The sequence below is a fragment of the Streptomyces sp. NPDC002276 genome (assembly GCF_053891435.1).
The window spans coordinates 129,660-154,862 of the sequence record NZ_JBSFCQ010000021.1 but is presented as its reverse complement, the minus strand read 5'-3'; the positions used below and the strand labels follow the sequence as shown (position 1 = coordinate 154,862).

Here is a 25,203-nt window from a genome sequence, read left to right as displayed (position 1 = left end):
TCACTTCGGACGGAAACTGACACACTTTTTCAGACCCACCCCCACCCCCCCCAGGCCGGGAGGCTTCTCTGGTTTCGGAACCGACTCCCGACCCCGCCGGCCCATCTACGGACACGACCTCGCCCCGCCACTGTTCATGGGGTCGATTCCAGGGAGTCCTGGCGCCACCCACCCACCGGCTAAGCCGGTCTCCTCTCAGGCGGGGCCAGGACCCGCGCGGAAGTGGAGCCGGTTCTCGTGCGTGAAGCCAGCCTCTACGCTCCTGCCCTTCTTCGGGTCTGTCCACTCGGGGTTGGCCGCTGAGACGGCCCGGCGTGCTGGCGAGGCGCGGATGCGTCCCTCTCCGCTGGGTGCGTACGCAGCCCACGTGAAGGGCTGACGTACCTGGGCCCCCCATTCCTCCGGGCTGCTCGCTCGCTTCTAAGACGGGCTGGGGCGGGCCTAGTCAAGGGTGACCCGGAGGGTCATCGGCGGAGCCGACGCGACCGTAGGGAGCGCCCTTTACTTGGTCCGTTCCGGCCCGACACTGATAAGAAGCGAGTGGCCCCACGGCAACATCTCCAACGCAGGTCGGTCCAAGCCCCCTCAACTCACCGTCCCCGTTCGATTACAGTGCTGAGCTGACTCGTACGTACGAACGGAGCCTGTGGAGGTCTTGGTGAGTGCCGCAGCCGGCGCCGTCTGGGGGCGGGGCGAGCAGCAGGACTTCCGGAGTCGGGTGCGGGGGACGCTGCTGGGGGCCGCCGTGGGGGACGCGCTCGGTTCGCCCGTCGACCTGTTGGCGATCGACGAGATCCGGGAGGCCTACGGTGCGGAGGGCGTCGTAGATCTCCCGTTCGGGTACGGGCGGCGGGGTGCCGTCACTCATCTCACGCAGCTCGCTCTCTTCACCGTGGACGGGCTGATCCGGGCGCAGGTGAGGCGTGATACCGGGGCCTGGCATCCGCCCACCGATCTGCATCGGGCGTATCTGCGGTGGGCCGCGACCCAGCACGACTGGGGGCCGGATGAGCGTCGTAAGGACGACGGGTGGCTGGCGCGGGAGGAGTGGCTCTACGCTCGGCGGGATCCGACTCGGGCTTGTTTGATGGGGTTTGGCGATGAGCGGATGGGGACTCTCGACGCGCCCAAGAATCCTGGTGAGGTGGGGGGCGAGGCGGCTGCCCGTTCCGCGGCGTTCGGGTTGCTCGTCGGGTGGGAGCCGCAGTTGGTGATGCAGCTCGCGGTGGAGTGCGCGGCGCAGACCCATGGGCATCCGGTGGGGTATCTGGCGGCGGGTGCGTATGCCGTCGTCGTGCATGGGCTTGCGCGCGGGGAGAGTCTCGACGGTGCGGTGCAGCGGGCGCTTGCGCTGCTTGCCGCCCGGCCGGGGCATCAGCCCGTCTCCGATGGGTTGCAGCGTGCCCTCGGTGCCGTACGGCAGGGGATGCCGACTTCCGGGCGGGTGGAGGAACTCGTGGGGGAGGGGAGCGCGGAGGGGGTGCTCTCGGGGGCTGTCTACTGCGCGCTCGTCGGGGAGGACGTACGGCACGGGTTGTGTCTCGCGGTGAATCACGGTGGGCCCTCCGGGGCTGCGGGGGCGCTCACCGGCGGTCTGCTAGGGGCGTTGTACGGCGAGACGGCCCTCCCGCCGGCCTGGCTGGCCGAGTTGGAGGGCCGTCCCACGCTGCTCGTGCTGGCGGACGACTTTGCCGTGGAGATGACCCAGGGGCCCGCGTTGCACGGGCCCGCCGGGGCCTCTCCGGGCTGGATCGCCCGGTATCCGAGAGGGGTGTAGCAGGGGTGCAGCCGGGGTGTAGCCGCTAGGACTGGCTGCTGCTGCCCACCACGTCGTCTCCCGTTCCCGCCTGCGCCTGAGCCTCCGCCTGTGCCGGTACTGCCACCGCGACCGCGTCTCCGTCGTCGTCTCCGCCGCCGTTGATCCGTTCGATCAGCGCGTCGCGTTCGGGGGTGTCCTCGGGCTTCACGTAGCCGATGAGGATGTAGAGGATCAGGGAGACCGCGAGCGGGACCGACACCTGGTACTGGAGCGGGACGCCGCCGTCGACCTCCCAGTTGATGGGGTAGTTGACCAGCCAGAAGGCCAGCAGGCCCGCCGCCCAGCTCGTCAGGGCCGCTGTGGGGCCGGACTTGCGGAAGGGGCGGAGCAGGCCGAGCATCATCGGGATCGCGATCGGGCCCATCAGGCCCGCGACCCATTTGATGACGACGGTGATGATGTTCTTGAACGTGGGGGAGTTGATCTGTGTCGCCACCGCCATCGACAGGCCGAGGAAGGCGACCGTGGTGACGCGGGCCGCGATCAGGCCCGAACGGTCGTTCCACGCACGGGCCTTGGCCGAGATGACGGGTGCCACGTCCCTGGTGAAGACGGCCGCGATGGCGTTCGCGTCGGACGAGCACATGGCCATCGTGTGGGAGAAGAAGCCGACGACGACCAGGCCCAACAGGCCGTGCGGCAGCAGTTGTTCGGTCATCAGGCCGTAGGAGTCGGAGCCGTCCGGTTTCTGTGCGTGGACCAGGAGCGGTGACATCCACATGGGGAAGAAGAGGACCGTCGGCCAGATGAGCCACAGTGCGGCCGAGAGGCGGGCCGAACGCTCGGCCTCGTAGGGGCTCTTGGTGGCCATGTAGCGCTGGGCCTGGTTGAGCATGCCGCCGTTGTACTCGAAGAGCTTGATGAAGAGGAACGCGAGGAGGAACACCGTGCCGTAGGGGCCGACGAGGGGTTTGCCGTGGCCCTGGAGTGCCGGTTCGTCCCAGGCGCCGAAGAATCCGATGCCCTTGTCGTTCAGCTTCAGTACGACGGCCACGAACATGGAGACGCCGGCGAGCAACTGGATGACGAACTGGCCGAGTTCGGTCAGCGCGTCCGCCCACAGGCCGCCGATCGTGCAGTAGACGGCCGTGATGGCGCCGGTGATGAGGATGCCCTGGTTCAGGGACACACCGGTGAAGACGGACAACAGGGTTGCGATCGCTGCCCACTTGGCCGCCACGTCCACGATCTTCAGCAGCATCCCGGACCAGGCGAGCGCCTGTTGGGTGCGCAGGTTGTAGCGGTTCTTCAGGTATTCGAGCGGGGATGCCACATGGAGCCGGGAGCGCAGCCGGTTGATGCGCGGCGCGAACAGCTTGGAGCCGATGGCGATGCCCAGCGCGATCGGGAACGACCAGGTGATGAAGGAGGTGACGCCGTAGGTGTAGGCGATGCCCGCGTAGCCGGTGAACATGACCGCGCTGTAGCCCGACATGTGGTGCGAGATGCCGGACAGCCACCAGGGCATCTTGCCGCCGGCGGTGAAGAAGTCGCTCACGTTGTCGACACGCTTGTGCGACCACACACCGATGGCCACCATCACGCCGAAATAGCCGATGAGCACGGCCCAGTCGAGCCCGTTCATATGCGCCCTCCCACGATTGAGCCGGTTCAGCCCGGGGCTCATCGTGGGCGGTCGCGCGTGAGCACGACAAGTAAGCGAACGGTCAAAGGGAAGTAAAATCGTTCGGATTGATGTTCTGTGTTCACATACGAGAACTCATCGCATCAGCTCCCCCGCGTTGACCAGCAACGACTGTCCGGTGATCGCCCGCGCCCGTTCCGACGCCAGGAACACCGCCGCGTCCGCCACATCCCCGTCCGTCGCCAGTTCGGGCAGCGCCATCCGGTCCGACAGCCGCTTCAGGACCTCCGCCTCCGGCACCTTCTCCGTGTGCGCGGTGAACTGCACGTACGCCTCCACCGGCGGCCCCCACATCCACCCCGGCAGCACGGTGTTCACCCGGATCCGGTGCGGCCCCAACTCCCTTGCCAGCGAGTACATCGCGCTCGTCAGCGCCCCCTTCGACGCCGCGTACGCCGCCTGCCGCACCTGCGAGGGCGCCGCCACCGCCGACTGCGTCCCGATGAAGACGACCGAGCCGCCGCCCGCCTCCTTCAGCGAGGGCAGGCACGCCCGGGTCATCCGCAGCGTCCCCAGCAGGTTCACGTCGAGCACCGACTGCCAGGTGGCGAAGTCCGCGTCCTCGATCCCGCCGAAGTAGCTGTCCCACGCGGCCACATGGACCACCGCGTCGATCCGCCCGAACCGCTCCCGCGCCACCTCCGCCAGCGCCTCGCACTGCGCCTCGTCCGTGATGTCCGTCGACCGGTACGCCGTGTGCGACCCGTCGGGATCGATCTCGGCGGCCGACTTGGCGAGATGCGACTCCGTGCGCGCGCCGAGCACGGCGTTGCCTCCGTCCCGTACGACGGCGGCGGCGACCTGGTGGCCGAGTCCGGCCCCGACCCCCGAGACGACGACGGTCCTGCCCGCGAGCAGCGACATCCGATCCCTCCCGGGGTCTGGCGATTTATCTGACGGGGCGTCAGAGTATGGGCGACCGGCGGAGGACGGAAGGGGAGCGACGTGAGCGAGGACACCCGGAGCGACGTGTACGCCGAGCTGGCCGCCGTAGGGCCGTACGGAGTCCGGCCGGGACACGCGCTGATCACCATGGTCGAACCGCATCCCGGCCATGAGTACGCGTACAACCGCTGGTACGAGGACGACCACTACTACGCCGGCGCGATGGCCATGCCCTGGATGTACGCGGGCCGCCGCTGGGTCGCCACCCGGGACCTCCAACTCCTGCGGTATCCCGAGAAGTCGGCGATCGCCCAGCCCGTCACCGCCGGGTGCTACCTCTCCACGTACTGGGTCACCGAGGGCCGCTACGACGACCACATGAAGTGGACCGTCGGCATCAACAAACGGCTGAATCGCGACGGGCGGGTCTACCAGGACCGTACGCACGTCTTCACCGCGTTCCAGGACCACGAGGTGACCGTGTACCGCGACGGCGCGGCCGGGCCGAGGGACTTCCACGCCCTCGACCACCCTTACGCCGGGCTGGTGTTGGAGGTCGTCGACAGTGAATCGGCCGAGCGGCGCGCCGAGTTGCTGGAGTGGCTCCGTTCCCGGCACCTGCCGAAGCGGCTCGCTGGGTCCCCGGCCGCGATGGTGACCGTGTTCCGGCCGACTCCGCTGCCGGGCGACCGCATGACCTACGTCAAGCAGGTCGAGGGGGTGGATACGCGGCTGACGTTGTTGTGGTTCCTGGAGGCGGATCCGCGGGACTGCTGGGAGGATTACTTCACGGGACTGGACACGGCCGTGGCCGAATCGGGCCTGGGGACGGTCGAGTTGGTGGCGCCCTTCATCCCCACCCTCCCCGGTACCGACAAGTACGTCGACCGGCTGCGCTGACTACTTCAGCTCGTCGGGGCAGGGCGTACCGCGCGGCAACTGGTACGGCGCCGCGAGCCTGTACGTCCCCGCCTTCGGCGCGAGCAGCATCGTCCACTTGTCGCCCTTGGAGTCCTCCTCGGTCTCCATCAGGCAGCCGTTGGGGTTGTCGTACGTCTTCGGGGTGCCCTCGGCGCGATGCTTCGACGCGTCGGTCTCCTGCGGCGGCTTGAGGCTCTTGCCCTTCGCGTCGACGACGCTCAGCCACGGCGAGTACGGGATCCGGATCAGGATCCGGCCCTTCTTCTTCACCTCGATGGTCAGCTCGCCCTGCTCGGCCCGGTCGACGACCGCGTTCGGCTCGGCGAGCGGTGTCGGGTCGGTGACCTGGAACAGCTGCCAGTTCGTGTCGCCCCAGACCTGCTTCAGATACGGCATCCCGCGCTGGACCAGGTCCCGTTCGCGCTCGCCGCCGTCGCCGTCCAGTTTGTCCTTGGGCAGGACGACGTAGTGGACGGCCCAGCGCTGGAGCCACTCGTGGTAGTTCGCCGAGTTGAGGGTGTCGTCGTAGAAGAGGGGGTTGCGCTCCATGTCGGCCTGGCGGTTCCAGCCGCGGGCCAGGTTGACGTAGGGCGCGAGTGCGGAGGCCTCGATGTGGGAGGCGGCCGGGACGACCTCGACCCGGCCGCGTTCGGCGCCGACCTCCTGGAGTTCGTTGACCAGCGGGGCGAGTTCGTGCGACCAGGACGCGGCGGGGGCGGTGTTGACGACGTCGTCGACCGACTTGAAGCCGATCCAGCCGGTGAAGCCGACGAAGGCCAGCACGATCGTGTACCACTTGCGCGAGCGGGGCGCCACGAACGGCAGCGCGGCGATCAGGGCCACGCCGGCGAACAGCATCGCCAGCCGGCTGATGTTCGAGCCGATCTGCGAACTGACCAGCCAGACCAGGATGACCCCGATGCTGTACACGGCCGCCGTGATCCGTACGGTGATCCACTCGCGCGGCACCAGGAAGTAGACGAGGACCCCGGACGCCAGCGGCAGGATCATCGAGCCGAACAGCATCGGCTGGGTGCCGGAGAACGGGAACAGCCAGGCGGATACGGCCACTACGGCCGCGGGCGCGAGGCCGAGCGCCCAGGCTCCGGGGCGGCGCTTCTGGAGGAAGAGAGCTACGGCGACCAGGCCGACGAACAGTCCGGCCACCGGCGAGGACATCGTCGCGAGCGCGGCCAGCGGGGCCGCGCACAGGGCCTTCGCCCAGCGTTTGTACCGCCAGCGGTAGGGCCAGCAGAAGACGACGGCCACCGCGCCGAGCCCGAACACCAGGCCCAGGCCGTACGTCACCCGGCCCGACGCCGCGTTGCACAGCAGCGCGAAGACACCCGCGAGGGAGGCCCACAGCGGGTTCTTCACGGAGCGGCTGCGGATCAGGATCAGGGTGAGCAGGCCCGCCGAGATCGTCCCGGCGATCATCATCGTCGTACGGACACCGAGGATCGACATCAGATACGGCGAGACCACGCTGTACGACACCGGGTGCATGCCGCCGTACCAGGCGAGGTTGTACGCCGAGTCCGGGTGCCGGCCGACGAACTCCGCCCAGGCGTCCTGCGCCGCGAGGTCGCCGCCGCTGTTCGCGAACGTGAAGAACCAGACGACGTGCAGGACCCCGGAGAGCAGGGTGAAGCCGATCACCGGGTGGCGGAGGAAGGGGGCGCGGAGGCGGTCGATCAGGCCCGCCCAGCGGGTGGTGCGTCCGCTAGGTGTCGAGTCGTGGTCCGTGTGCTGCGCGGGCAGGTGTATTCGCGGGCCGGCTCCCGGGCCCGGATCGGCATCGTCGGCGCGTGTCGGCTCCGCTGTGGCCACCTGAAGGCACTCCCCGTGTCCCGTCTTCTGTTCCCGGCCGCGTCCCGTCCCGTTCCCGGCCTGTTCGACGCCGCGTCCACCGGACCGGCGACGTGCCCCGATTCGCGACGCTAGCACGCACCCCGCCGGTCGGCTCCCAGGTGGGTGGCCGCCCGACGGGGTGCGGTGACGTACAGCGCCTCGTGGGTCAGCCGAGACGGGTCAGCTTCGCGGTCAGGGCCGGTTCCGCGAGATCCTTCTGGAGAGCGACCGGCACCTTGACCGCGCCGCCCGAACCGTCGCCCACGGTGAGCGTGCCCACCTTGGTGCCGGCCTTCGCGGTGTGCGGTACGGCGTCGGGGGCGAAGGACAGCTTCACCTTGAGGCCCGCCCAGCCGACCGCGGCGACGTCCTTGGTGACGACGACCGGGGTGTGGCCGCCGAGCTGATCGTCGACGTACCCGACCACGTCACCCTTCTTCAGGATCTTGGCCGACTTCATCGCGTCCTGCGCCGCGAGCATCGCCGTCTTGCTGACCGCGTTGACGGTGTCGATGATCGGCGCGGTGTGCTGGCCGAGGATCGCGCCGACGACGACGGCCGTCTCACCGCCGACCTCCTTGGTGGCGGCGAAGAGCAGGTTGCCGCCGGCCGCGGTGGTGGTGCCGGTCTTGATGCCGAGCGAGTTGTTGTACGGCACCAGGCGGTTGTAGTTGGTCCACTTGTGACCCGACGGGTCGACCCAGCTCGGCAGCTTGGTGATGTCCATCAGGGCCTGGATCTTGACCAGTTGGTTGCCCAGCTTCACCTGGTCCTCGGCGGTGGAGACCGTGGTCTCCTTCAGGCCCGAGGCGTCGGTGTACGTCGTGTTCGTCATCCCCAGCGCCTTGGCGGTGTCGTTCATCTTCTTGATGAACGCCGCCTCGGAGCCCGCGTCCCAACGGGCCAGCAGGCGCGCGATGTTGTTCGCCGACGGGATCATGATCGCCGACAGGGCCTGCTTCTCGGTGAGGACGTCGCCCGCCTTGACGGTGTTGAGGGTGGACTCGCCGTCCTTGTCGTAACCGCCCTCCTTCTCGGCGGTCGCGTCCACGGTGATCTTCTCGCCCTCCGCGCCCGACTTCAGCGGGTGGTCCTTGAGGACGATGTACGCCGTCATCGCCTTGGCGACCGAGCCGATGGCGACAGGCGTCTGCTTGCCGAAGTTGCCCATCGTGCCGATGCCGTTGACGTCCATCCAGCCCTGGCCCTCGCTCGGCCACGGCAGGTCGGTCTTGCTGCCGTCGAAGGTGTACGAGTCGTCGGCGGTGAGCGTGAGGGAGGGTGTCGGCAGCGGCCGTAGAGCCTGCACTACTGCAAACACGATCGCCAGGAGGATGACCAGCGGGGTCCAGATCTTGACCCTGCGGATCGCCGTGCGGACCGGGGTCTGCGGTGGGGGCGGGGTGTTGGTCAGTTCGGCGAGGAGGTCCAGCGGGGGCTTCGGAGGAAGCGGCTGCTGGGTGGTGCGCTCGGGGCCGACCTGGCCGGTGTCCCTGCGGGGCGTGGGGGGCGTGCGGGGCTCGTCGAGGGGCTTGAGCGCGACGAACTTGCTGGTGCGCTCGGCGGGAGCCTCCCGGGCCTCGGGGGCCTTTGGGGCGGGCGGTGCCTTGAGGGTGGTCGTCGGCTGGTCCACCGCGGGCTTGGGCGGCCGTACGGCCTTGAAAATGGCGGTGGGCTGATCAACCGCCTCGGCTACGCCGTCGCCCGGTCCCGTCTTCCCACCCGCACCACCCGTGCGGGTCGCGTTGTCGGGTGCGGGTGGAGCTTGTGGGGCGGGGGCGCCGTCGGCGGCTTTCGGTTCGGGGGTGGGGGCGGCGGCAGGTGCGGGGGCGCGGCTGGAGCCGGGGCCGGGGGTTTCGGCGGCCGGGGTGGCGTCTTCCGGTTCCGGCTCGGCTGCCGCGTCTTCGGGTGCGCCGGGTGCGGAGTCTTCCGGTTCGGTTGTGGAGGCGTGGGGTGCGGTGTCCTCCGGCTCGTCTGCCGCGTCGGGTGCGCGGGGTGCCGCGTCTTCCGGTTCGGCTTCGGAGGCGTGGGGTGCCGCGTCTTCCGGTTCGGCTTCGGACGCGCCTGGCGCGGTGTCCTCCGGCTCGTCCTCGGACGTGCCGGGCGCAGCGTCCTGTGGTTCCTCGTCCGCGTCCCCGGCGGCCTCCGAAGGCTCGGCCGCGTCGCGAACCGCGTCCTCGGGGGTGCCGGTGTCCTCTGGGCGGGCGTCCGAGATCTCGTCGGTCTCGGTCTCGGTCTCGGCCACGTCGGCTTCCGCGGTCCCAGGAACCGCGTCCTGCGGGTCGTCCGGGTCGTCCTCGGTCTCGGCGTCCCGCCCGGCGTCGGCCGCCTCGGCCGTCACCGCGCTCACGGACCCCTCCGCGGTCTCCGCAGCGGCCTCAGCGTCCTCGGGGCGACCCTTCACAGCGTGAGTCGCCACGACCACGGTTTCCGCGCTCTCGGCGGACTCCGCCGCGTCCTCGGCACCCGCGGGTTCCTCCGCGGCCGAACCGTCCGGCTCGTCGGCCCCCGACACCCAAGCCACCACAGCCGCCCGCAGCCGGGCATCGCCCGCGGGACCGCCCTTGGCGGAAGGGTTCTGCGGATCGACGGCTCCGGCGACTTCGGAAGCTTCTGCGTCCTCACCACCCGCCGAGACCTCGGCACCCTCGGAGCCTTCGCCGCCCTCGGCGGACTCGACGTCCGTGGGACTCTCGCCCCCCTCGACGGACTCGGGACCGTCGGCGGACTCACCACCCCCGGCCGACTCAGGACCGTCGGTCGACTCGGAACCGTCGGAGCCACCGGCTCCGCCCGCGCCGGCCGCCCCACGGGACCCACCGGCCTTACCGGACCCACCAGCTCCACCGGACCCACCGGCCGCACCCGACCCGCCGGCATCACTCGGCCCACCGGCATCACCCGCCCCGTCGGCCCCGCCGCCCCCCACCCCATCGTCCTCGGCCGTCTCCGGCCGCAGTTCACGGATCGAGAAGATCTTCGTCGCCGTGTCCACACCCCCGCGCTGGGACGACGTCGACGTGGCCTCCCGGGCCACCGCCAGGCGCGGGTCGCGTTCGGACCTCGCCTCGGGAACCGGACTCGCGCTCCCCGGCGTCGGTTCTGCCGACGACTCGCGCTGCTTCGACCTGTCGGGGGACTCGCCCGCCACCGATGCCTCCTCCATGAGCCGCACGCCACCGTGCGTCAACCGAACCGACCGAGATAGCCGAGACAGCTACAAAAACAGCTGAAAACAGCCGGTAAATCTCCTACCCGCAGCCCGGACAACGCATCAAGCACCGTTGTCCGAACGATGTACCAGTGTCCTGTGTGCGGGCTTAACCCCTGCGGTAGACGAGAACGACATACCTACCGGTTCCACTACGAAGCGGTCACGCACCCTCGACAGACAGATGTGAGAGGGGTCACCCTGTCATTCATCCACGCGGGGAGGCATGGATGGGCAGGAGCCGCAGAACTCTTCCGGAAGAGCTTCTACTGCTGGCATTGGACCCGGCCACGGGTACCACTGCGCAGCCGCAGTCGCTCGACCTCGGTCTGGCCGGAGCACAGCTAGTGGAGCTGGCGCTGGCCGGACGGATAGCCCCAGACGGGGATCGTATCGCCGTGGTCGTGCCACGGCCGACCGGAGATCCAACTTTGGACTGCGCGTTGGAGTTGCTGCGAAGGCGTGGCGCTCCCGTGCGTGCAGTGAACTGGATTGGCGGGCCCCGACTGGGACTTCGCCAGACCTACCTCTCGCATCTGGAGCGGTGCGGCATGGTGCATGCCGTGGCGGGACAGATGTGCGGGGTGTTGCCCACGACTCGCTATCAGGCGACGGACAACGAGATCAGCCGTGAGATCAGGGCGCGACTCGATTCCGCGATCCGCACCGGCGTACCGCCGGACCCGCGGACCGCAGCGCTCGCCGCACTGGCGCACGCGGTGGGTCTGGGCAAGCACCTGTATCCGGGTAATGAGGGACGCTCGTCCCGCTCCCGGCTGCGGGACCTGATCAGGCACGACCCCATGGGCGGACTCGTGGCGCACGCCGTGATGGACGTCCAGAACGGTGTGGCCGCACAGCCACGCCGCAGCCCGGCCCCGGCCGGCCGTCAGGCCGCGCCCGGAACAAGGCCACCGGAACCGGCTCGTGGTGTTCCCATGCAGCCGCACCGCGGCACCATGGCGCGCGCCGTGGCTCACTGAGCCGCAGTTCCACGGCACACGCCGGCACCGCGGAGCAGCACCGCACGACCGGTACCACCGCAGTACCCGCACCACCGCAGTACCCGCACCACACGCAGTACCGCCGCACCGCCAGTCCCCAAGACCCGGTTCGGGAGCCGCTGGTCCGAGCGGGGTGGAGTAGACGTAACGTCACTCCACCCCGCTCGGCCGCATCTACGGACGCCGTGGGCAACCGGAACCTGGCTCGTACCTGCCGCATATCCACCGTTTCCCAGCGGTAGAAACCATCTTGGTGGCAGTCTGCTCAACAGCAGATACGCAAAGTGGCAAGCAGTGAGCAGCAAGTAGAGGCATGCAGCCGGAGGTGCACGTTCCCGTGGCGTCAAGTGTCAATCCCACCGTCAGGCGACGCCGGTTGGGCCAGGAGTTGCGTCGGCTCCGCGAGCTCAAGGGCATGACGGCCGAAGAGGTCGCCGAGCGGCTGCTGGTGTCGCAGTCGAAGATCAGCCGGCTGGAGAACGGCCGGCGCAGCATCAGTCAGCGTGACGTCCGCGACCTGTGCGGGGTCTACGAGGTCGAGGACGTCCGGATCGTCGACTCGCTGATGCAGATGGCCAAGGACTCGCGCCAGCAGGGCTGGTGGCACTCCTTCGGCGACATCCCGTACAGCGTCTACATCGGCCTGGAGACGGACGCGGCCTCACTGCGGGCCTACGAACCCCAGATCATCCCGGGCCTGTTGCAGACCCGGCCCTACGCCGAGGCGCTCATCCGGGGGGCGTTGCCCGAGACCTCGCCGAGCGACATCCAGAAGCGGGTCGATGTACGGCTGCGCCGGCAGGAGCGGGTCTCCACCACGGAGTCCCCGCTGCGCCTGTGGACGGTGCTGGACGAGGCGGCCCTGCGCCGCGTCGTCGGGGGCCGCCAGGTGATGCGCGAGCAGCTGGAGAACCTCGCCGAGATGTCCCAACTCCCGCACGTCACCGTGCAGGTGCTGCCGTACGAGGTGGGCGCGCACCCCGGTCTCAACGGCCAGTACGCCATCCTGGAGTTCCCGGACGCGGCGGACTCCAGCGTCGTGTACATCGAGGGTGTCACCAGCGACCTGTACCTGGAGAAGGCGGCCGATGTGCAGAAGTACAGCGTCATGTACGAGCATCTGCGCGCCCAGGCCCTGAACGTGGATCAGTCGCACCAGTTCATCGCGGACATCGCGAAGGAGTACGCGCGCTGAGTGGTCCGTCGGGCGGAAGGGGCCGCACTGTACACCTTCCGCCAGTCAGGATGGAAGCACCAGGGGAATATGCCACCCGGTCGAGTGAATGGCAGCTTCGTCTACCGATGTTGGCGAGTAGCGTCGATCACGCCATCGAGCAACAGGCTTTGGCGCAAACCGTGTTGTACGTCCGGAGTGTTCGTGGCCGGACGTGACGCGGTGACAGCGACTCATCAACTGGCGTAACCGGAGCAAAAATGGCAATTCAGCAAGGCGCCAACGACAACTGGATCAAGTCCTCGTACTCGGCCGGAAACGGTGCGTGTGTCGAGGTCAAGTCCCCAGCTCTCGCGGCGTTGGCCGTACGGGACTCCAAGACCCTCGACGGCCCCACGCTGGCGTTCCCCGTCGACGCGTGGAACGCCTTCGTGGCCGAGGTCGGCAGGGGGACTGTCGGCCTCGCGTGACGGATGATCACTCCAATTTCATAGGTTCACCGAAAGAGCCCTCTCGACTGGCCCGCCGTCCCGGCCGAGGGGGCTCGGCCATGCTCACGACTCGGACTCATCGATCATCCTGTCGAGCAGGTGCGGGGAGTCCTCCACCGGCAGGGCCGCATCCGCCACCAGCGCCCCGCCTCCGTCGTGCGTCAGGATGGTGAAGTCCCCGTTGGAGCTGGGGTGCGACGACCGGCGCGACGGCACGATCTGAATGGTGATGTTCGGCCGCGCGGCCAGCTCCCTCAGCCGTCGACATTGGTCGCGCATGATGTGCGGCCGTGTATCGAACTCGTTGAGCGATACGGACTCCTGCATCACTGCGTGCGGGTCGAAAGGCGCGGACATCCGCGACAGGATCGACTGGCGGGCGGAGTTCATGTCCGCCACCACGTCCGCCTTGTGGGCCGTTCCGTCGGGAGCGCCCTGCGTGAGGACCACGGCACGCCGGTACTCGGCCGTCTGCGACAGGCCGGGCACGACCATGGTGTGGAAGACGAACTCCCGCACGGACTGTGACTCCAGCTCGATGAAGTCGCGAAACCGTGCGAGAGCGCATCGCCGTAGCGGGTCCACCAGCCGGCTTCGTCCGCGTCGCGGCACAGCCGCTCGAAGTAGACCCGGCTCTTGCTCATCCACCCCGTACAGGTCCGCGAGCCTGGAATACGTGTCGAGCGACAGCTTCGTACTCCCCGTCTCCCAACGGCTCGCCGCCGCCAGGCTGACCTCAAGTCGGTCCGCGACCTCCTGAAGCGTCAGCCCCTCGCCTGTACGCCAGTGGCGGAGTTGCGCGCCAACTCGTCGCCTGCGGGCGGAGGAACCAGTCAAGACCCGCAGCTCGGACAGCCGTCGTCCACCTCTGCACCACCGTGCACTCGAACCCGCAACCAACTCCTGCGGGCCTGCGACGCCTATGCGGGCAGACGCGGTTGGCGGGTCGTCGACTCGTTGCACGACGCGACGGGCCAGAGCGACCCGACCAAGGCACGTGAACGCCCGGCTCTGGCCCGTGCCGTCGAGAAGCCGACGACCACCGACGCGTCCGTCCTGCTCACCGTCTCGCCCGAGACGATCTCGACGCTCACGACGGAGTACGCCCAGATCACCGATCCGGTGACACACGCCGGTGGGTTCATCCACACCATGGGCTGGCCGGAGATCCAGCCCGACAACAGGAGCTCGGCATGAGCGAGTTCGACCTCAGTGCCTGACTCGGGTGCCGTGCGGCCGTACCCCTCCTCGGGTGCGGCCGCCTCCCCGGAGTGCGCGTCACGCGCCTACGACGCCTGGCGGCACCGCGAGCCGACCGTCTGGCGTGAACGCTCCCTGCATTGGCACGCCTGCTCATGGCGGGGCGACGGAAAACGGCCCGCCTCGTCCGGGCCGCACCCGCCACACGCGAGGAGGCGCCGCGCTGGCTCAGCCGGCAGTTCGACGACTGTGCCCCGGTGATGAGCCCCCGTCCACCAACGCACGTTCATTCCGGACGAGTTCAGGCCGTGCACGCTGACCCGAGCCGCGGGTAGGAGGGGGGGAGGCGCGGCTATCGGGCCCGTTCCACCGGGAACGCCACGTCGCACACCGCGTCCCCGGGCCCCGCGGCCGTCCAGTCCGCGAAGTACACCTCGCGGCACGGACCGGCGTACCGCAGCCCCTCCGCGGTCACCCACTGCTCCACCGCCTCGAACGCGGCCAGGATCTGCGGATGCGCCACCTGTGCCTTGGTGATGCGGGTGTACGCCAGCCGCCGGGCCGGTTCCACCCGGACCGCCGTCTGCCGGGCCCGGCCCTGCCGTGCGACCCACGCCCGCGCCGCCGCCTCGTCCGCGACCGGTACGCAGGACTCGGCCGGGCCGTCGCTCTCCGTCGACACCTCGGCGTGGTAGACGACGAACGGCGCACCGCTCCCGCCCCCGCACTCCTCGGCCGCCGCCTCCAGGCGCCCCAGCGACGCGCCGATCCAGGCCGGCAACTCGTCCGCGAGGGTGTGCCTGGTCTCGGTGATCAGCACCTGTTCCGGTACCTCGACCGTCTCGACCACGAACTTTCCGTACATCTCGGAGCTCCTCCCCGAAAGGCGTGCACGGAGGTACTCGGCGAGCGTGCGCTGCCCGGCGATCCGGGTCTCGACGTCCGTCCAGTACACGGCGAGGAGTTCGGCCGCGTCCGCCCCGTCCGCCTCGACCAGCGCGGCGACTTGGGCCAGCGGCATGTCCAACTGCCGTAGCAGCGCCACGAGTCGGGCCCGCTCGACCTGGTCGGCGCGGTAGTAGCGGTAGCCGCTGACCGCGTCGACGCGAGCCGGTGACAGCAGCCCGAGGCGGTCGTACAGCCGCAGCGCTTTGGCCGAAAGCCGCGCCCGGGCCGCGAACGCCCCGATGGTCAGCAGTTCCTCGTTCACCTCAGCCATCCTCCGTCACCGGGCGGTTTCTGTCCGCTCGGCGACAAGGACGCTCAGCCCTGCCCCAGGGGCAAGGTCAACACCTTCTCGAAGGCCAGCACCTTCTCAGGCGAGGGAACCCTCCACCGCCGCCACGACCTCCGCCGACTCCGGCTCGGTCTGCGGTGAGAAGCGGGCGACGACCGTGCCGTCCTTGCCGATGAGGAACTTCTCGAAGTTCCAGCGGATGTCGCCGGTGTGGCCCTCCGCGTCCGCGAAGCCGACGAGGCGGTCGTACAGCTCGTGCCGCCCGTCCCCGTTGACCTCGACCTTCTCGGTCAGCGGGAAGGTCACGCCGTAGGTCGCCGAGCAGAACTCGGCGATCTCCTCGGCGCTGCCGGGCTCCTGCCCGAGGAACTGGTTGCAGGGCACGCCCAGCACGGTGAAGCCCTGTGCCGCGTACCGCTCCTGGAGCCGCTCAAGGCCCGTGTACTGGGGGGTCAGCCCGCACTTGGAGGCCACGTTCACCACGAGGACGGCCTGGCCGGCGTACTGCGAGAGGTCCGCCGAGCCGCCCTTGAGCGACCCGATCTCGACGGCGAGGGGACCCGTGTTCTCTGTAGTCGTCATAACCGGATGCTAACTCCGGTAAATGTCGTTCTCGCGAGCGGGCCATGTCCCTCCGCCACTCACGCCCCGGCAGCCTCCGCCACTCACGCCCCCGCGGCCTCCACCACGACCTCCCCCGTCACCGTCCGCGAATACAGCACCGAGCGCCCCGCCCGCCGTCGCTCCACGAGCCCCGCGTCCAGCAGCACCTTCAGATGCCGGCCCACCGAGCCGAGCCCCTGCCCGGTCACGGCGGTCAGCTGGCTGGTGCTCATCGGCGAGGAGAGCAGCACCAGCACCCCGGCCCGGGCGGTCCCCAGCAGCGCGCCGAGGGCCGCCGGCACCGGCCGCCCGCGATGGTCGGCGAGCGCGCCCGCGCAGGGGTAGACGATCGCGTACCGGTCGGGCTCCTCCCAGGACACCCACCCGCCGCTCGCCCCGCTCGCCGTCACCGGCACGAAGAGCAACTCCGCGCCGGAGATCTCGCGCGGCGGATACTCGTGCAGATTGACCTGGAGCCGGTTCTCCCCGAGCCACCGCGTCCGCCCCGGCCGCAGCGCGTCCACCACGGCCGCCCAGCCGCCCTGGCTCACCTGTGCGGTCCGCGCGACCACATCGGCCTCCAGGACGCGCCGCCGCCGCTCCCAGGACGGCCGTACGGTCTCCTCCCAGACGTACTCCAGGAGCCGGGCCGCCCGCTCGGGCAGATCGTCGCGCTCCAGGGCGGCGGGGAGCGGTCCGGCGAGGGAGACCGTGAGGTTCGCGCGCGCGGCGGCGGGCGGGGCCGTACGCACCCGGGCGACGGTCTCCGCGAACGACTCCCGGTCCGTCTGGGTCGGGCAGAAGAAGTCGGCGATCCAGGACCGCCCGAGTGCCGCCCGCACCAGCGCCCCGGTGACCGGATCGGCCGCCAACTGCCGCCGGTAGCCCGGGAGATGGTCGCGCAGCCACTCCTGCTCACCGGGGTGCGCGCCCACCCCGGCGTGCAGCAGTTTCAGTGAGGCGAAGGTCTCGGCGAACGACGACAGCACGAACCGGCTCCGGGCGAGGGTGTCGGCGTTGAGCTGCCACCACCCCATCCGCACCCCCGCTTCTTTCGCGTCCGCGCGAAAGAATACGACCCGCGCCCGCACCCCCGCAGACTCCGCGCATGCGCAGCTACCGCGAGCTCTTCCGCACCCCCGAATACACCCCGTTCTTCCTCTCCTTCGCCACCCAGAACGCGGCTCTGACCATCAGCGGTCTGTCCCTCGCCACCCTCGTCTACCGGGCCACGGACTCGCCCTTACTGTCGGCGGTCAGCATGTTCGGGCCGCAGCTCGCCCAGATGATCGGCGCGACCTTCTTCCTCTCCGGCGCCGACCGGCTGCCCCCGCGGGCCACACTGACCGGCATCAACACCGCCTTCGCCGGCTGTACGGCGCTGCTCGCGCTGCGCGGTCTGCCGATCGGCGCGGTCTTCGCGGTCGTGTTCCTCCAGGGCCTGATCGCCTCGCTGGGCGGGGGAGTGAGCGGGGGCCTGCTGAACGAGATCCTGCCCAAGAGGGGCTTCCTGCTGGGGCGTTCGGTGTTCAACATGGCGTCCGGGCTGATGCAGGTCACCGGGTTCGCGGCGGGCGGCGCCCTGCTGGCACTCCTGTCCCCGCGCGCCTGCCTGCTCCTGTCGGCGGGCCTGTACGCCACCACGGCCCTGCTGCTGCGCCTGGGCCTGACCGCCCGCCCGCCACGCACCGCGGGCCGCCCGTCCGTCGCCGCGACCTGGCGCACGAACGCCCTCCTGTGGTCCTCCCGCCCCCGCCGCCTGGCCTTCCTCGGCATGTGGATCCCCAACGGCCTGATCGTCGGCTGCGAATCCCTCTACGTCCCCTACGACTCCGGGTCCGCGGGCACGCTGTTCGCGAGCGCGGCGCTGGGCATGTTCGTCGGCGACCTGACCCTGGGCCGCTTCGTACCGCCCGCCCTGCGTGCCCGCCTCGACATCCCGTTGCGCCTCCTGCTGGCCGCGCCGTACCTGTTCTTCGCGCTGCGGCCGGGCCTGCCATGGGTGGCGATCGCGGTGTGCGTCGGCTCCGTCGGCTACGGCGCGAGCCTCGTCCTCCAGGAACGTCTGATGGAGCTGACGCCCGACGAACTCGCGGGCCACGCCCTCGGGTTGCGCTCCGCCGGCATGCTCACCATGCAGGGCGTCGGCGCGGCCCTCGCGGGCACGGCGGCCCAACTGACCTCTCCCGCAACGGCGATGACCCTGATGGCGACCGGATCGGTGGCGGTGACAGGGGTGTTGGCGTCCCGCGCCCGCCAGGAACGACTGCTGACGGTCTCCGCCGGTGCGTCCTGATCGACACCGGCCGAGCGATCCGTACGATCCGTACGATCTGCGGGATCCGTACTTTTCCGTGACCAGAGGCATCCTTGACAGCGTCCGTACTGTTTCGCGACGTTTGAGACCTGCCGAACTCTTCGTGTCTCGTCGTACCGTGGGACGAGTAGGCAAGGGCGCGGACGACGCGTCGTGGGGGAAATGTGGGGGGACGGTCGCCCATGCGATCCATGCGATCCAATGGCAAGGCGGACATCACGATCCACAGACCGGAGGAGTTGAGCACCTCGCTCCGCCAGGCCTGGCACAAGGCGATGGACGAGTCGCCGGACTACGCGAACCCTTTCCTGGCACCGGAGTTCGCGGACGGCGTCGGCCGTTATCGCGGCAGTGCGCAGGTGGCGGTTCTGCACGAGGGCGAGGAGCCGGTCGGCTTCTTCCCGTACGAGCGCAACCCCGTCGGCGTCGGCCGGGCCATCGGCCTCGGCCTCTCCGACTGCCAGGCCCTCGTGCACCGGCCCGGTGTCACCTGGGACGTCCAGCAACTCCTGCGCGCCTGCGGCCTGTCGGTCTTCGAGTTCGACCATCTGGTCGAGGAACAGCAGCCGTTCGGCCGCCATGTCACGGGCACCTTCGCCTCCCCGGTGATCGACCTGAAGGACGGCGACGGCGAGGTCCCGTACGCCGAGTGGCTGCGCGGCGCGTACCCGGGCATCGCCAAGACGACGCTGAAGAAGGAACGCCGGCTCGGCCGCGACCTCGGCGAGATGCGCTTCGTCTACGACGACCGCGACCCCGAGGTCCTGCACACGCTGATGCGCTGGAAGTCCGCCCAGTACCGCAGAACCGGCCGCATGGACCGCTTCGCCCGCCCCTGGATCGTAGACCTGGTGGACCACCTGTTCCGGGTCCGCGAGGAACACTTCACCGGCATCCTGTCCGTCCTCTACGCCGGGGACCGCCCGGTGGCGGCCCACTTCGGCCCGACGTCCCGCACCCTCTTCGCGGCCTGGTTCACGGCGTACGACCCCGAACTCCGGTACTACTCCCCGGGGTTGATCATGCACCTCAGGATGGCCGAGGAGGCGGGCCGGCACGGCGTGCGGCTCATGGACCTGGGGCGTGGCGACAAGGAGTGGAAGGACTGGCTCAAGACCCGCGAGCTGCGCGTGGGGGAAGGTTTCGCCACCCGCCCCCACCCGGTCGCGACGGCCCACCGCCTGTGGCGCCGCCCGGTCCGCGGCCTGCGCAACACGGTCCTGGCCCACCAGTCGCTGCGCGACCCGGCGGACCGCCTCCTGAAGACGGTGGGCGCGCTGCGGACGTCGGGACGCACGGCACCCAGGAAGTGACGACGCGGCGACATCGACGCGGAAGGGGCCCTGGACCGGGAAGGTCGAGGGCCCCTTTTTTCGTGCCCCGGGCCCGCCCCGTCACCCGCACGACAGGCGGCCGTGGTAGACAACGCCGATGATGGTCGGGGCTGTTGACGGACACCCGGCCCGCGGGCGACCGCGCGACAACAGGAAGGGGCAACCCGTGCTTCTGAAGACCTTCCGCTGGTCGTTCGCGGTCACCGCGCTCGGCCTGGCCCTGGGAGTCTGGTACGGCGGCTGGACGGCGTTCGGCGTCATCGCGATCCTGGCCGTCCTGGAGATCTCGCTGTCCTTCGACAACGCGGTGGTCAACGCCGGGATCCTGAAGAAGATGTCCGCCTTCTGGCAGCGGATCTTCCTGACGGTCGGCGTCCTGATCGCGGTGTTCGGCATGCGCCTGGCGTTCCCGGTGGTCATCGTCGCCGTCACGGCGAAGAAGAACCCGATCGACGCCGTGAACCTGGCCCTGACCGACAAGGACCGTTACGAACAGCTGGTCACCGACGCCCACCCGGCGATCGCGGCCTTCGGCGGCATGTTCCTGCTGATGATCTTCCTGGACTTCATCTTCGAGGACCGCGACATCAAGTGGCTGGGCTGGCTGGAACGCCCGCTCGCCAAGCTCGGCAAGGTCGACATGCTCTCGGTCTGCCTCGCCCTGATCGTCCTCCTGATCACGTCCTTCACCTTCGCGACCCACGCCCACCAGCACGGCGGCGCCCACGCGGACAAGGCGCAGACGGTCCTGATCTCGGGCATCTCCGGGCTGATCACGTACATGATCGTCGGCGGCCTCTCCGGCTTCTTCGAGAACCGCCTGGAGGCGGAGGAGGAAGCGGAGGCGGAGGAACGGGAACGCGGCGGCGAACGCTCGCCGGTGGTACTGGCGGGCCAGGCAGCGTTCTTCATGTTCCTCTACCTCGAAGTCCTGGACGCGTCCTTCTCCTTCGACGGCGTGATCGGCGCCTTCGCCATCACCAACGACATCGTCCTCATGGCCCTCGGCCTCGGCATCGGCGCGATGTACGTCCGCTCCCTGACGGTCTACCTGGTCCGCCAGGGCACGCTCGACGACTACGTCTACCTGGAGCACGGCGCCCACTACGCGATCGGCGCCCTCGCCGTGATCCTCATGATCACCATCCAGTACCAGATCAACGAGGTCATCACCGGCCTGGTCGGCGTCCTGCTGATCGGGTGGTCGTTCTGGTCGTCGGTGCGACGCAACAACGCGCTCGCGGCGGCGGAGGACGGGGCGGGGGCGGCGGCTGAGGACACGGATGCGGCGAGGGTGCCGTAGCGCGGAAGGAGTCGAACCCCCTGGATCAGAGCTGGCCGAGGTCGATTTCCATCGGGAAGGGGGCTGCCGCCTTGAGGACCCCCATGAACACGTCTCCGTCCCGGTAGGTCTTCGTCGCGGGGTCGAGAACGTAGGTGTACACGAGAGGAACGCCTGTCGCGGCCTGCTCGATCCGCCAGTAGAAGCCGATGCCCGCCTTGGCGTACTGGTCGACCTTCACGATCCGGTCGGTGGTCTCCGAACCCGGCGAGACCACCTCCGCGACCAGCAGCACGTGCTCTGGGCGGGTGGGGGTGATGTCGATCGTGTCGGCGCGGTACACGACGACGTCCGGGCGGCGATTGGTGAGAGGGACGTCCTGGAGCCGGACGTCGAAGTCCGTGTCGGCGTTCCACTCCGGGCCCGAGGCGGCATCAAGGGCGTTCGCCAGGATCCGGGCCAGCCGGTTGTGCCGCTTGGACGCGGTCGCGCCCACGACGACCATCCCGTCCACGATCTCGATCCCGGCGCACTGCTCCGCGGACCAGGACTGGTACTCCTCCGCCGTGATCTGCTCATGTGTCCACGCCGGGGCCATCATCTCGGCCGCCATGGAGTACCTCCCGGACGCTGTATGGAGTACCTCCCGGACGCTGTGTGGCGGGCCCGATCCCGCTGCGTTCAGCGTACTGTCCGCCGTCCGTCCGGCACGGGTGTCCCGCGCGCACCCACTGGCGGCCGTCCGATCACCGGGCCCACGGCAGGAGTTGCGTCCGAGTCCTTCGGACAGGCCATGAGAAAGGCCCCGGACCCTCCCTGACGTGGGAAGCCCGGGGCCCGAGCCCTGATCGAACCGGTGCCCCCGGCAGGATTCGAACCTGCGACACCCGCTTTAGGAGAGCGGTGCTCTATCCCCTGAGCTACGAAGGCGCGGTGGCCGCGTAACCGACGTACGGCTGCGCCACCGGCGTCAGTGTAGCGCGTGGCGCGTTGACGGCCGGCGCGTTGTTGGGGGGCCGGGGTGCTGGGAGTTCTGGCGGTCCGGTCGCGCGTCCTTGCTATAATCCGCCCAGTTCATTCCTTCGGGTCGACACCACCTCCGGTCATCAACCGGACCGGGTGTCGACCCTTTTTGATGTCACCCCTACAGCACACCGCACCGACGGGCCACCGCGCCCGCCGGTCCTTCGGCATGGAGTTCGACAGATGACAGACAGCGTCACCGACGCGGACACCAACCCGCCCGTCCCTCCTCCTCTCCCGTCCCTCCGGCGGAGCCCAGGCTTCCGGAACTTCTGGTTCTCCCGTGCCGTGTCCGGTCTCGGGTCCGCCGTGACCACCGTCGCGCTGCCTGTGCTGGTGTTCCAGCAGAGTCGGTCGCCGTTGCTGGTGTCGCTGGTCGCGGCGGCCGGGACGTTGCCCTACCTCGCGTTCGGGCTGATCGCGGGCGCGGTCGCCGACCGGGTGGACCGGCGCGCCCTGATGATCGTGACCGACTGCCTCAGCGCACTCTGCCTCGGCTCCGTGCCACTCGCCCAGGCCCTGCACGCGCTCACGGTCGGACACGTCGTCGTGGTCGCGTTCCTCTCCTCCAGCCTCTCCCTCTTCTTCGACGCGGGTGGGTACGGGTTCGTCCCGGCCCTCGTCGGCAAGGAAAGGCTCGCCGACGCCAACAGCGCGCTCTACGGCGCCGAGACCGTCGTCCGCATCATCGGCAACGGCATCGCGGGCGTCCTCATAGCCCTCGTCCACCCCGTGGGCACACTCACCCTCGACGCCCTGAGCTTCGCCGGCTCCGCGCTGTTCCTCCGGGCCGTCGCCAACTCACCTGCCCGCGCCGCCAGTTCTTCGGTTCCGCGACCGGGGTTCCGGGAGTCCGTCGGCGAGGGGCTGCGCTTTCTGGGCGGGCATCCGACGCTGCGGGTCATGACCGTGGTCGGCACGCTCCAGTCGTTCTCCGGCGGAGCCATCGTCGGTCAGCTCGTCGTCTTCGCCGACCGCGGCCTCGGCATCCACGGCACCGACGGCCGTATCGGCCTGCTCTACATGGCGTGGAGCGCCGGCGGCATCGGCGGCTCCCTGCTGCTGCCCCGGCTCCGGCGCCGCTACGACGCCTTTCCGCTGCTGCTCCTGGTGCTGCCGGTCGGCGCGCTGCTCGGGCTCGTGGTCGTGCTCAGTACCGACTGGCGGATCGCGCTGGTCGCGCTGGCGGCCTGGGGAACCGCCTATCTGGTCGTGCTGGTGAACACGATGACCTACTCCCAGGAGGTGACCCCGGCCGAACTCCAGGGCCGGGTCAACACCACCCGCCGCATGCTCTCCTCAGGCCTGGGCGTCCCGCTCGGCGCCCTGGTCGCGAGTGGCATCACGGTGTCCGTCGGCATCCGGGCCGGGATGGCCACCGCGGTCGTCTCGATCACTCTGGCCGCGATCGTGGTGTGGGTGGTGCGGCTGCGCGGGTTGGCGGGAACGGCAGCCAAGGCGTAGCCGTCGAGCCGGTTCCGGCCCCGGTCAGGACCCCGCCACCCGAGTGAACCGTCCCGCCACCCGCAGATCCGCCTCGATCCGGCCCGCCGTCTCCAGCAGTTCGGGCAGCACCGCGCCGACGTACTCCTCGGCCGGCCGGCGTGCCACATGGGTCGCCGTGTTCAGCGCGGCGACCACCCGGCCGGTGCGGTCGCGGACCGGGACGGCGAGTGAGCGCAGGCCCGCCTCCAACTCCTCGTCGACCAGGGCGTATCCCTGGGTCCGGACCTGGTCCAGGGTGGCCGAGAGCGCCCCGGGGTCGGTCAGCGTGTGGGGGGTCAGGGGACGTGGGGCCGTCAGGGCGTCCCGTACGGTCGTCGGCGGGGCGTCGGACAGCAGGACGCGGCCCAGTGCCGTCGCGTAGGCCGGGAAACGGGTGCCGACCGCGATGTTCACGCTCATCACGCTGCTGGTGGCGACCCGGGCCGTGTACTGGATGTCGGCGCCCACGAGGATCGCCAGGGACGCCGACTCGTGGATGCGGGCGGCGAGGGCGGTCAGGTGCGGGGTCGCCAGGGACGGCAGGGTGGTGCGGGAGAGCGGGGGGAAGCCCAGCGACAGCACCCGGGGTGTCAGGGCGAAGCGGCGGTCCCCGGACGGGGTCACCAGGCCCAGATGTTCGTAGGTGATCAGTGCGCGGCGGGCGGTCGCGCGGGCCAGGCCCGTCGCCTGGGCGACCTCCGTGAGGGTCAGTTCGGCGCGGCCCTCGCCGAAGGCCGTCAGGACCGTCAGTCCGCGGGCCAGGGACTCGACGAACTCCCGGCCCAGTTCCTGCTTGGACGCGCCCGTCCAGGTCGCCAGGCCCGAGGGCGCGGCCACCGAGTCCGGTCGGGGTGCGGTGCGCAGGTCCTCCTCCATCGCCTCGACCGCCGCCCGCAACCGCGGCAGCAGCGTGTTCCGCAGCTCCGCCGCCGTATGCCGGCTGGTGTGGCTCACGATGCTGGCGACGCACGCGATCGTGCCGGTACGGGGATCGCGGACCGGTACGGACACCGCCACCAGGCCCGGTTCGATCAGCTGGTCGTCCAGTGCCCAGCCGTTCTCGCGGGCCAGCACCACCGAGCGTTCGAAGTCGGGGCCGGGGGACGACGGCGAACGCGGGGGTACGGCCGGGAAGCCCCGGTCCTCCGGGTCCGCCGACCGGCGCTCGCGCCAGCGCGCCCAGTCGCGTTCGGTCCACTCCGTCGCGAACAGCGGTCCCGGCGCGGTGCGTTCGGCCGGCAGCAGGTCGCCGATGCGGAAGCTCAGGGACATCGCGCGGCGGCGGGTCGCCTGGTGGATGAACCGGATGCCGTCCCGGTCGGCGACGGCGAGGGACACCGACTCGTCGAGTTCGTCGGCGACGGCGTCCGCGCGGGCGTCGAGGACGGCCGGCAGGCGGAGGGCGGCCAGGTAGGCGTTGCCCAGTTCCATGATCCGAGGCGTGAGAACCGTGTCCCGGCCGTCGAGACGGACGTATCCCATGCGGGCGAGCGTCGCGGTGATCCGGTCGACCGTGGAACGGGCAAGGCCGGTGGCCCGTTCTAGCGCGCTGAGGCTCAACGTGCCGCCCGCGTCGGTGAGTTGACGCACCACGGCGACTCCGCGGATCAACGGGGCGACCGCCTCGACGGGCACGGCTCCGGCACGGTCGTCCAACGTGGTCTCAGCGGGCATCGGCTCTCCGGTACGGCGATCTCGGCAGCCCTACGGTAAGCCCGCGC

General features: G+C 70.0%; 20 protein-coding genes and 1 tRNA gene. 10 read left to right on the top strand and 11 right to left on the bottom strand.

Annotated features, from left to right (window positions below; genetic code table 11):
• Nucleotides 1-658: 658 nt before the first annotated feature.
• Nucleotides 659-1,777, top strand: a complete 1,119-nt coding sequence (locus ACWIHT_RS39345) for an ADP-ribosylglycohydrolase family protein (protein ID WP_456173317.1) — start codon at nt 659-661, stop codon at nt 1,775-1,777.
• Nucleotides 1,778-1,802: 25 nt separating this feature from the next.
• Here ACWIHT_RS39345 and ACWIHT_RS39340 read toward each other — a convergent pair whose 3' ends face one another.
• Both ACWIHT_RS39340 and ACWIHT_RS39335 read right to left on the bottom strand, forming a co-directional pair.
• On the bottom strand, nt 1,803-3,404 hold the full coding sequence (locus ACWIHT_RS39340; protein ID WP_456173316.1) for a sodium:solute symporter family protein: 1,602 nt from the start codon (nt 3,402-3,404) through the stop codon (nt 1,803-1,805).
• A gap of 135 nt (nt 3,405-3,539) precedes the next feature.
• The gene (locus tag ACWIHT_RS39335) at nt 3,540-4,328 is read right to left on the bottom strand and encodes an SDR family oxidoreductase (RefSeq protein WP_456173315.1); all 789 of its coding nucleotides are present in this window, start codon (nt 4,326-4,328) and stop codon (nt 3,540-3,542) included.
• Nucleotides 4,329-4,409: 81 nt separating this feature from the next.
• Here ACWIHT_RS39335 and ACWIHT_RS39330 point away from each other — a divergent pair, with 81 nt between their 5' ends.
• On the top strand, nt 4,410-5,249 hold the full coding sequence (locus ACWIHT_RS39330; RefSeq protein ID WP_456173314.1) for a hypothetical protein: 840 nt from the start codon (nt 4,410-4,412) through the stop codon (nt 5,247-5,249).
• On the opposite strand, the gene ACWIHT_RS39325 is transcribed toward ACWIHT_RS39330, so the two are convergent.
• Both ACWIHT_RS39325 and ACWIHT_RS39320 read right to left on the bottom strand, forming a co-directional pair.
• A complete protein-coding gene (locus tag ACWIHT_RS39325; protein ID WP_456173313.1) occupies nt 5,250-7,100 on the bottom strand; it encodes an MFS transporter in 1,851 nt (616 codons plus the stop codon).
• Nucleotides 7,101-7,287: 187 nt separating this feature from the next.
• A complete protein-coding gene (locus tag ACWIHT_RS39320) occupies nt 7,288-10,287 on the bottom strand; it encodes a D-alanyl-D-alanine carboxypeptidase (protein ID WP_456173312.1) in 3,000 nt (999 codons plus the stop codon).
• A gap of 275 nt (nt 10,288-10,562) precedes the next feature.
• Here ACWIHT_RS39320 and ACWIHT_RS39315 point away from each other — a divergent pair, with 275 nt between their 5' ends.
• The 3 genes from ACWIHT_RS39315 to ACWIHT_RS39305 all read left to right on the top strand — a co-directional run bounded on the left by ACWIHT_RS39315 (nt 10,563) and on the right by ACWIHT_RS39305 (nt 12,980).
• Nucleotides 10,563-11,315 (top strand): GOLPH3/VPS74 family protein, encoded by a 753-nt coding sequence (locus ACWIHT_RS39315; RefSeq protein WP_200716969.1) that lies wholly within the window; start codon nt 10,563-10,565, stop codon nt 11,313-11,315.
• Nucleotides 11,316-11,673: 358 nt separating this feature from the next.
• Entirely contained in the window at nt 11,674-12,531 is an 858-nt protein-coding gene (locus ACWIHT_RS39310) for a helix-turn-helix domain-containing protein (protein WP_456173311.1), read from the top strand.
• Between the two features lie 239 nt (nt 12,532-12,770).
• Nucleotides 12,771-12,980 (top strand): DUF397 domain-containing protein, encoded by a 210-nt coding sequence (locus tag ACWIHT_RS39305; protein ID WP_262062655.1) that lies wholly within the window; start codon nt 12,771-12,773, stop codon nt 12,978-12,980.
• 84 nt (nt 12,981-13,064) lie between these two features.
• On the opposite strand, the gene ACWIHT_RS39300 is transcribed toward ACWIHT_RS39305, so the two are convergent.
• A complete protein-coding gene (locus ACWIHT_RS39300) occupies nt 13,065-13,964 on the bottom strand; it encodes a Scr1 family TA system antitoxin-like transcriptional regulator (RefSeq protein WP_456173310.1) in 900 nt (299 codons plus the stop codon).
• On the opposite strand from ACWIHT_RS39300, the gene ACWIHT_RS39295 reads away from it, so the two are divergent.
• On the top strand, nt 13,959-14,198 hold the full coding sequence (locus tag ACWIHT_RS39295; RefSeq protein ID WP_456173309.1) for a hypothetical protein: 240 nt from the start codon (nt 13,959-13,961) through the stop codon (nt 14,196-14,198). The two genes, ACWIHT_RS39300 and ACWIHT_RS39295, sit on opposite strands and share 6 nt — an antisense overlap.
• A 355-nt stretch (nt 14,199-14,553) precedes the next feature.
• On the opposite strand, the gene ACWIHT_RS39290 is transcribed toward ACWIHT_RS39295, so the two are convergent.
• From ACWIHT_RS39290 to ACWIHT_RS39280, 3 genes are all read right to left on the bottom strand, one after another.
• Complete coding sequence (locus ACWIHT_RS39290; RefSeq protein ID WP_456173308.1) at nt 14,554-15,420, bottom strand: MerR family transcriptional regulator; 867 nt, start codon at nt 15,418-15,420, stop codon at nt 14,554-14,556.
• A 96-nt stretch (nt 15,421-15,516) separates the two neighbouring features.
• Nucleotides 15,517-16,020, bottom strand: coding sequence for a glutathione peroxidase (locus ACWIHT_RS39285; RefSeq protein WP_456173307.1), 504 nt, complete (start codon nt 16,018-16,020; stop codon nt 15,517-15,519).
• An 83-nt stretch (nt 16,021-16,103) separates the two neighbouring features.
• On the bottom strand, nt 16,104-17,078 hold the full coding sequence (locus ACWIHT_RS39280; protein ID WP_456173306.1) for an ArsR/SmtB family transcription factor: 975 nt from the start codon (nt 17,076-17,078) through the stop codon (nt 16,104-16,106).
• A gap of 71 nt (nt 17,079-17,149) precedes the next feature.
• On the opposite strand from ACWIHT_RS39280, the gene ACWIHT_RS39275 reads away from it, so the two are divergent.
• The 3 genes from ACWIHT_RS39275 (at nt 17,150) to ACWIHT_RS39265 (ending at nt 20,995) form a co-directional block, all read left to right on the top strand.
• The gene (locus ACWIHT_RS39275) at nt 17,150-18,337 is read left to right on the top strand and encodes an MFS transporter (RefSeq protein WP_456173305.1); all 1,188 of its coding nucleotides are present in this window, start codon (nt 17,150-17,152) and stop codon (nt 18,335-18,337) included.
• A gap of 203 nt (nt 18,338-18,540) precedes the next feature.
• Entirely contained in the window at nt 18,541-19,671 is a 1,131-nt protein-coding gene (locus ACWIHT_RS39270; protein WP_456173304.1) for a GNAT family N-acetyltransferase, read from the top strand.
• A 187-nt stretch (nt 19,672-19,858) separates the two neighbouring features.
• A complete protein-coding gene (locus ACWIHT_RS39265; RefSeq protein ID WP_456173303.1) occupies nt 19,859-20,995 on the top strand; it encodes a DUF475 domain-containing protein in 1,137 nt (378 codons plus the stop codon).
• Between the two features lie 25 nt (nt 20,996-21,020).
• Here ACWIHT_RS39265 and ACWIHT_RS39260 read toward each other — a convergent pair whose 3' ends face one another.
• Both ACWIHT_RS39260 and ACWIHT_RS39255 read right to left on the bottom strand, forming a co-directional pair.
• A complete protein-coding gene (locus tag ACWIHT_RS39260; RefSeq protein WP_456173302.1) occupies nt 21,021-21,587 on the bottom strand; it encodes a Uma2 family endonuclease in 567 nt (188 codons plus the stop codon).
• Nucleotides 21,588-21,831: 244 nt separating this feature from the next.
• Nucleotides 21,832-21,904: transfer RNA gene (locus ACWIHT_RS39255), tRNA-Arg, on the bottom strand.
• A 276-nt stretch (nt 21,905-22,180) separates the two neighbouring features.
• Here ACWIHT_RS39255 and ACWIHT_RS39250 point away from each other — a divergent pair.
• A complete protein-coding gene (locus ACWIHT_RS39250) occupies nt 22,181-23,461 on the top strand; it encodes an MFS transporter (RefSeq protein WP_456173301.1) in 1,281 nt (426 codons plus the stop codon).
• A 24-nt stretch (nt 23,462-23,485) separates the two neighbouring features.
• Here the strand turns inward: ACWIHT_RS39250 and ACWIHT_RS39245 are convergent, their stop codons facing one another.
• Entirely contained in the window at nt 23,486-25,156 is a 1,671-nt protein-coding gene (locus ACWIHT_RS39245) for an IclR family transcriptional regulator domain-containing protein (RefSeq protein ID WP_456173300.1), read from the bottom strand.
• Nucleotides 25,157-25,203: the final 47 nt, after the last annotated feature.

What these genes read in the sequence shown, in the direction of transcription:
- ACWIHT_RS39340 (WP_456173316.1), bottom strand. Translation starts at nt 3,404, where the DNA reads ATGAACGGGCTCGACTGGGCCGTGCTCATCGGCTATTTCGGCGTGATG.
- ACWIHT_RS39335 (WP_456173315.1), bottom strand. Translation starts at nt 4,328, where the DNA reads ATGTCGCTGCTCGCGGGCAGGACCGTCGTCGTCTCGGGGGTCGGGGCC.
- ACWIHT_RS39320 (WP_456173312.1), bottom strand. Translation starts at nt 10,287, where the DNA reads ATGGAGGAGGCATCGGTGGCGGGCGAGTCCCCCGACAGGTCGAAGCAG.
- ACWIHT_RS39315 (WP_200716969.1), top strand. Translation starts at nt 10,563, where the DNA reads ATGGGCAGGAGCCGCAGAACTCTTCCGGAAGAGCTTCTACTGCTGGCA.
- ACWIHT_RS39305 (WP_262062655.1), top strand. Translation starts at nt 12,771, where the DNA reads ATGGCAATTCAGCAAGGCGCCAACGACAACTGGATCAAGTCCTCGTAC.
- ACWIHT_RS39290 (WP_456173308.1), bottom strand. Translation starts at nt 15,420, where the DNA reads ATGGCTGAGGTGAACGAGGAACTGCTGACCATCGGGGCGTTCGCGGCC.
- ACWIHT_RS39285 (WP_456173307.1), bottom strand. Translation starts at nt 16,020, where the DNA reads ATGACGACTACAGAGAACACGGGTCCCCTCGCCGTCGAGATCGGGTCG.
- ACWIHT_RS39280 (WP_456173306.1), bottom strand. Translation starts at nt 17,078, where the DNA reads ATGGGGTGGTGGCAGCTCAACGCCGACACCCTCGCCCGGAGCCGGTTC.
- ACWIHT_RS39275 (WP_456173305.1), top strand. Translation starts at nt 17,150, where the DNA reads ATGCGCAGCTACCGCGAGCTCTTCCGCACCCCCGAATACACCCCGTTC.
- ACWIHT_RS39270 (WP_456173304.1), top strand. Translation starts at nt 18,541, where the DNA reads ATGCGATCCATGCGATCCAATGGCAAGGCGGACATCACGATCCACAGA.
- ACWIHT_RS39260 (WP_456173302.1), bottom strand. Translation starts at nt 21,587, where the DNA reads ATGGCGGCCGAGATGATGGCCCCGGCGTGGACACATGAGCAGATCACG.
- ACWIHT_RS39250 (WP_456173301.1), top strand. Translation starts at nt 22,181, where the DNA reads ATGACAGACAGCGTCACCGACGCGGACACCAACCCGCCCGTCCCTCCT.
- ACWIHT_RS39245 (WP_456173300.1), bottom strand. Translation starts at nt 25,156, where the DNA reads ATGCCCGCTGAGACCACGTTGGACGACCGTGCCGGAGCCGTGCCCGTC.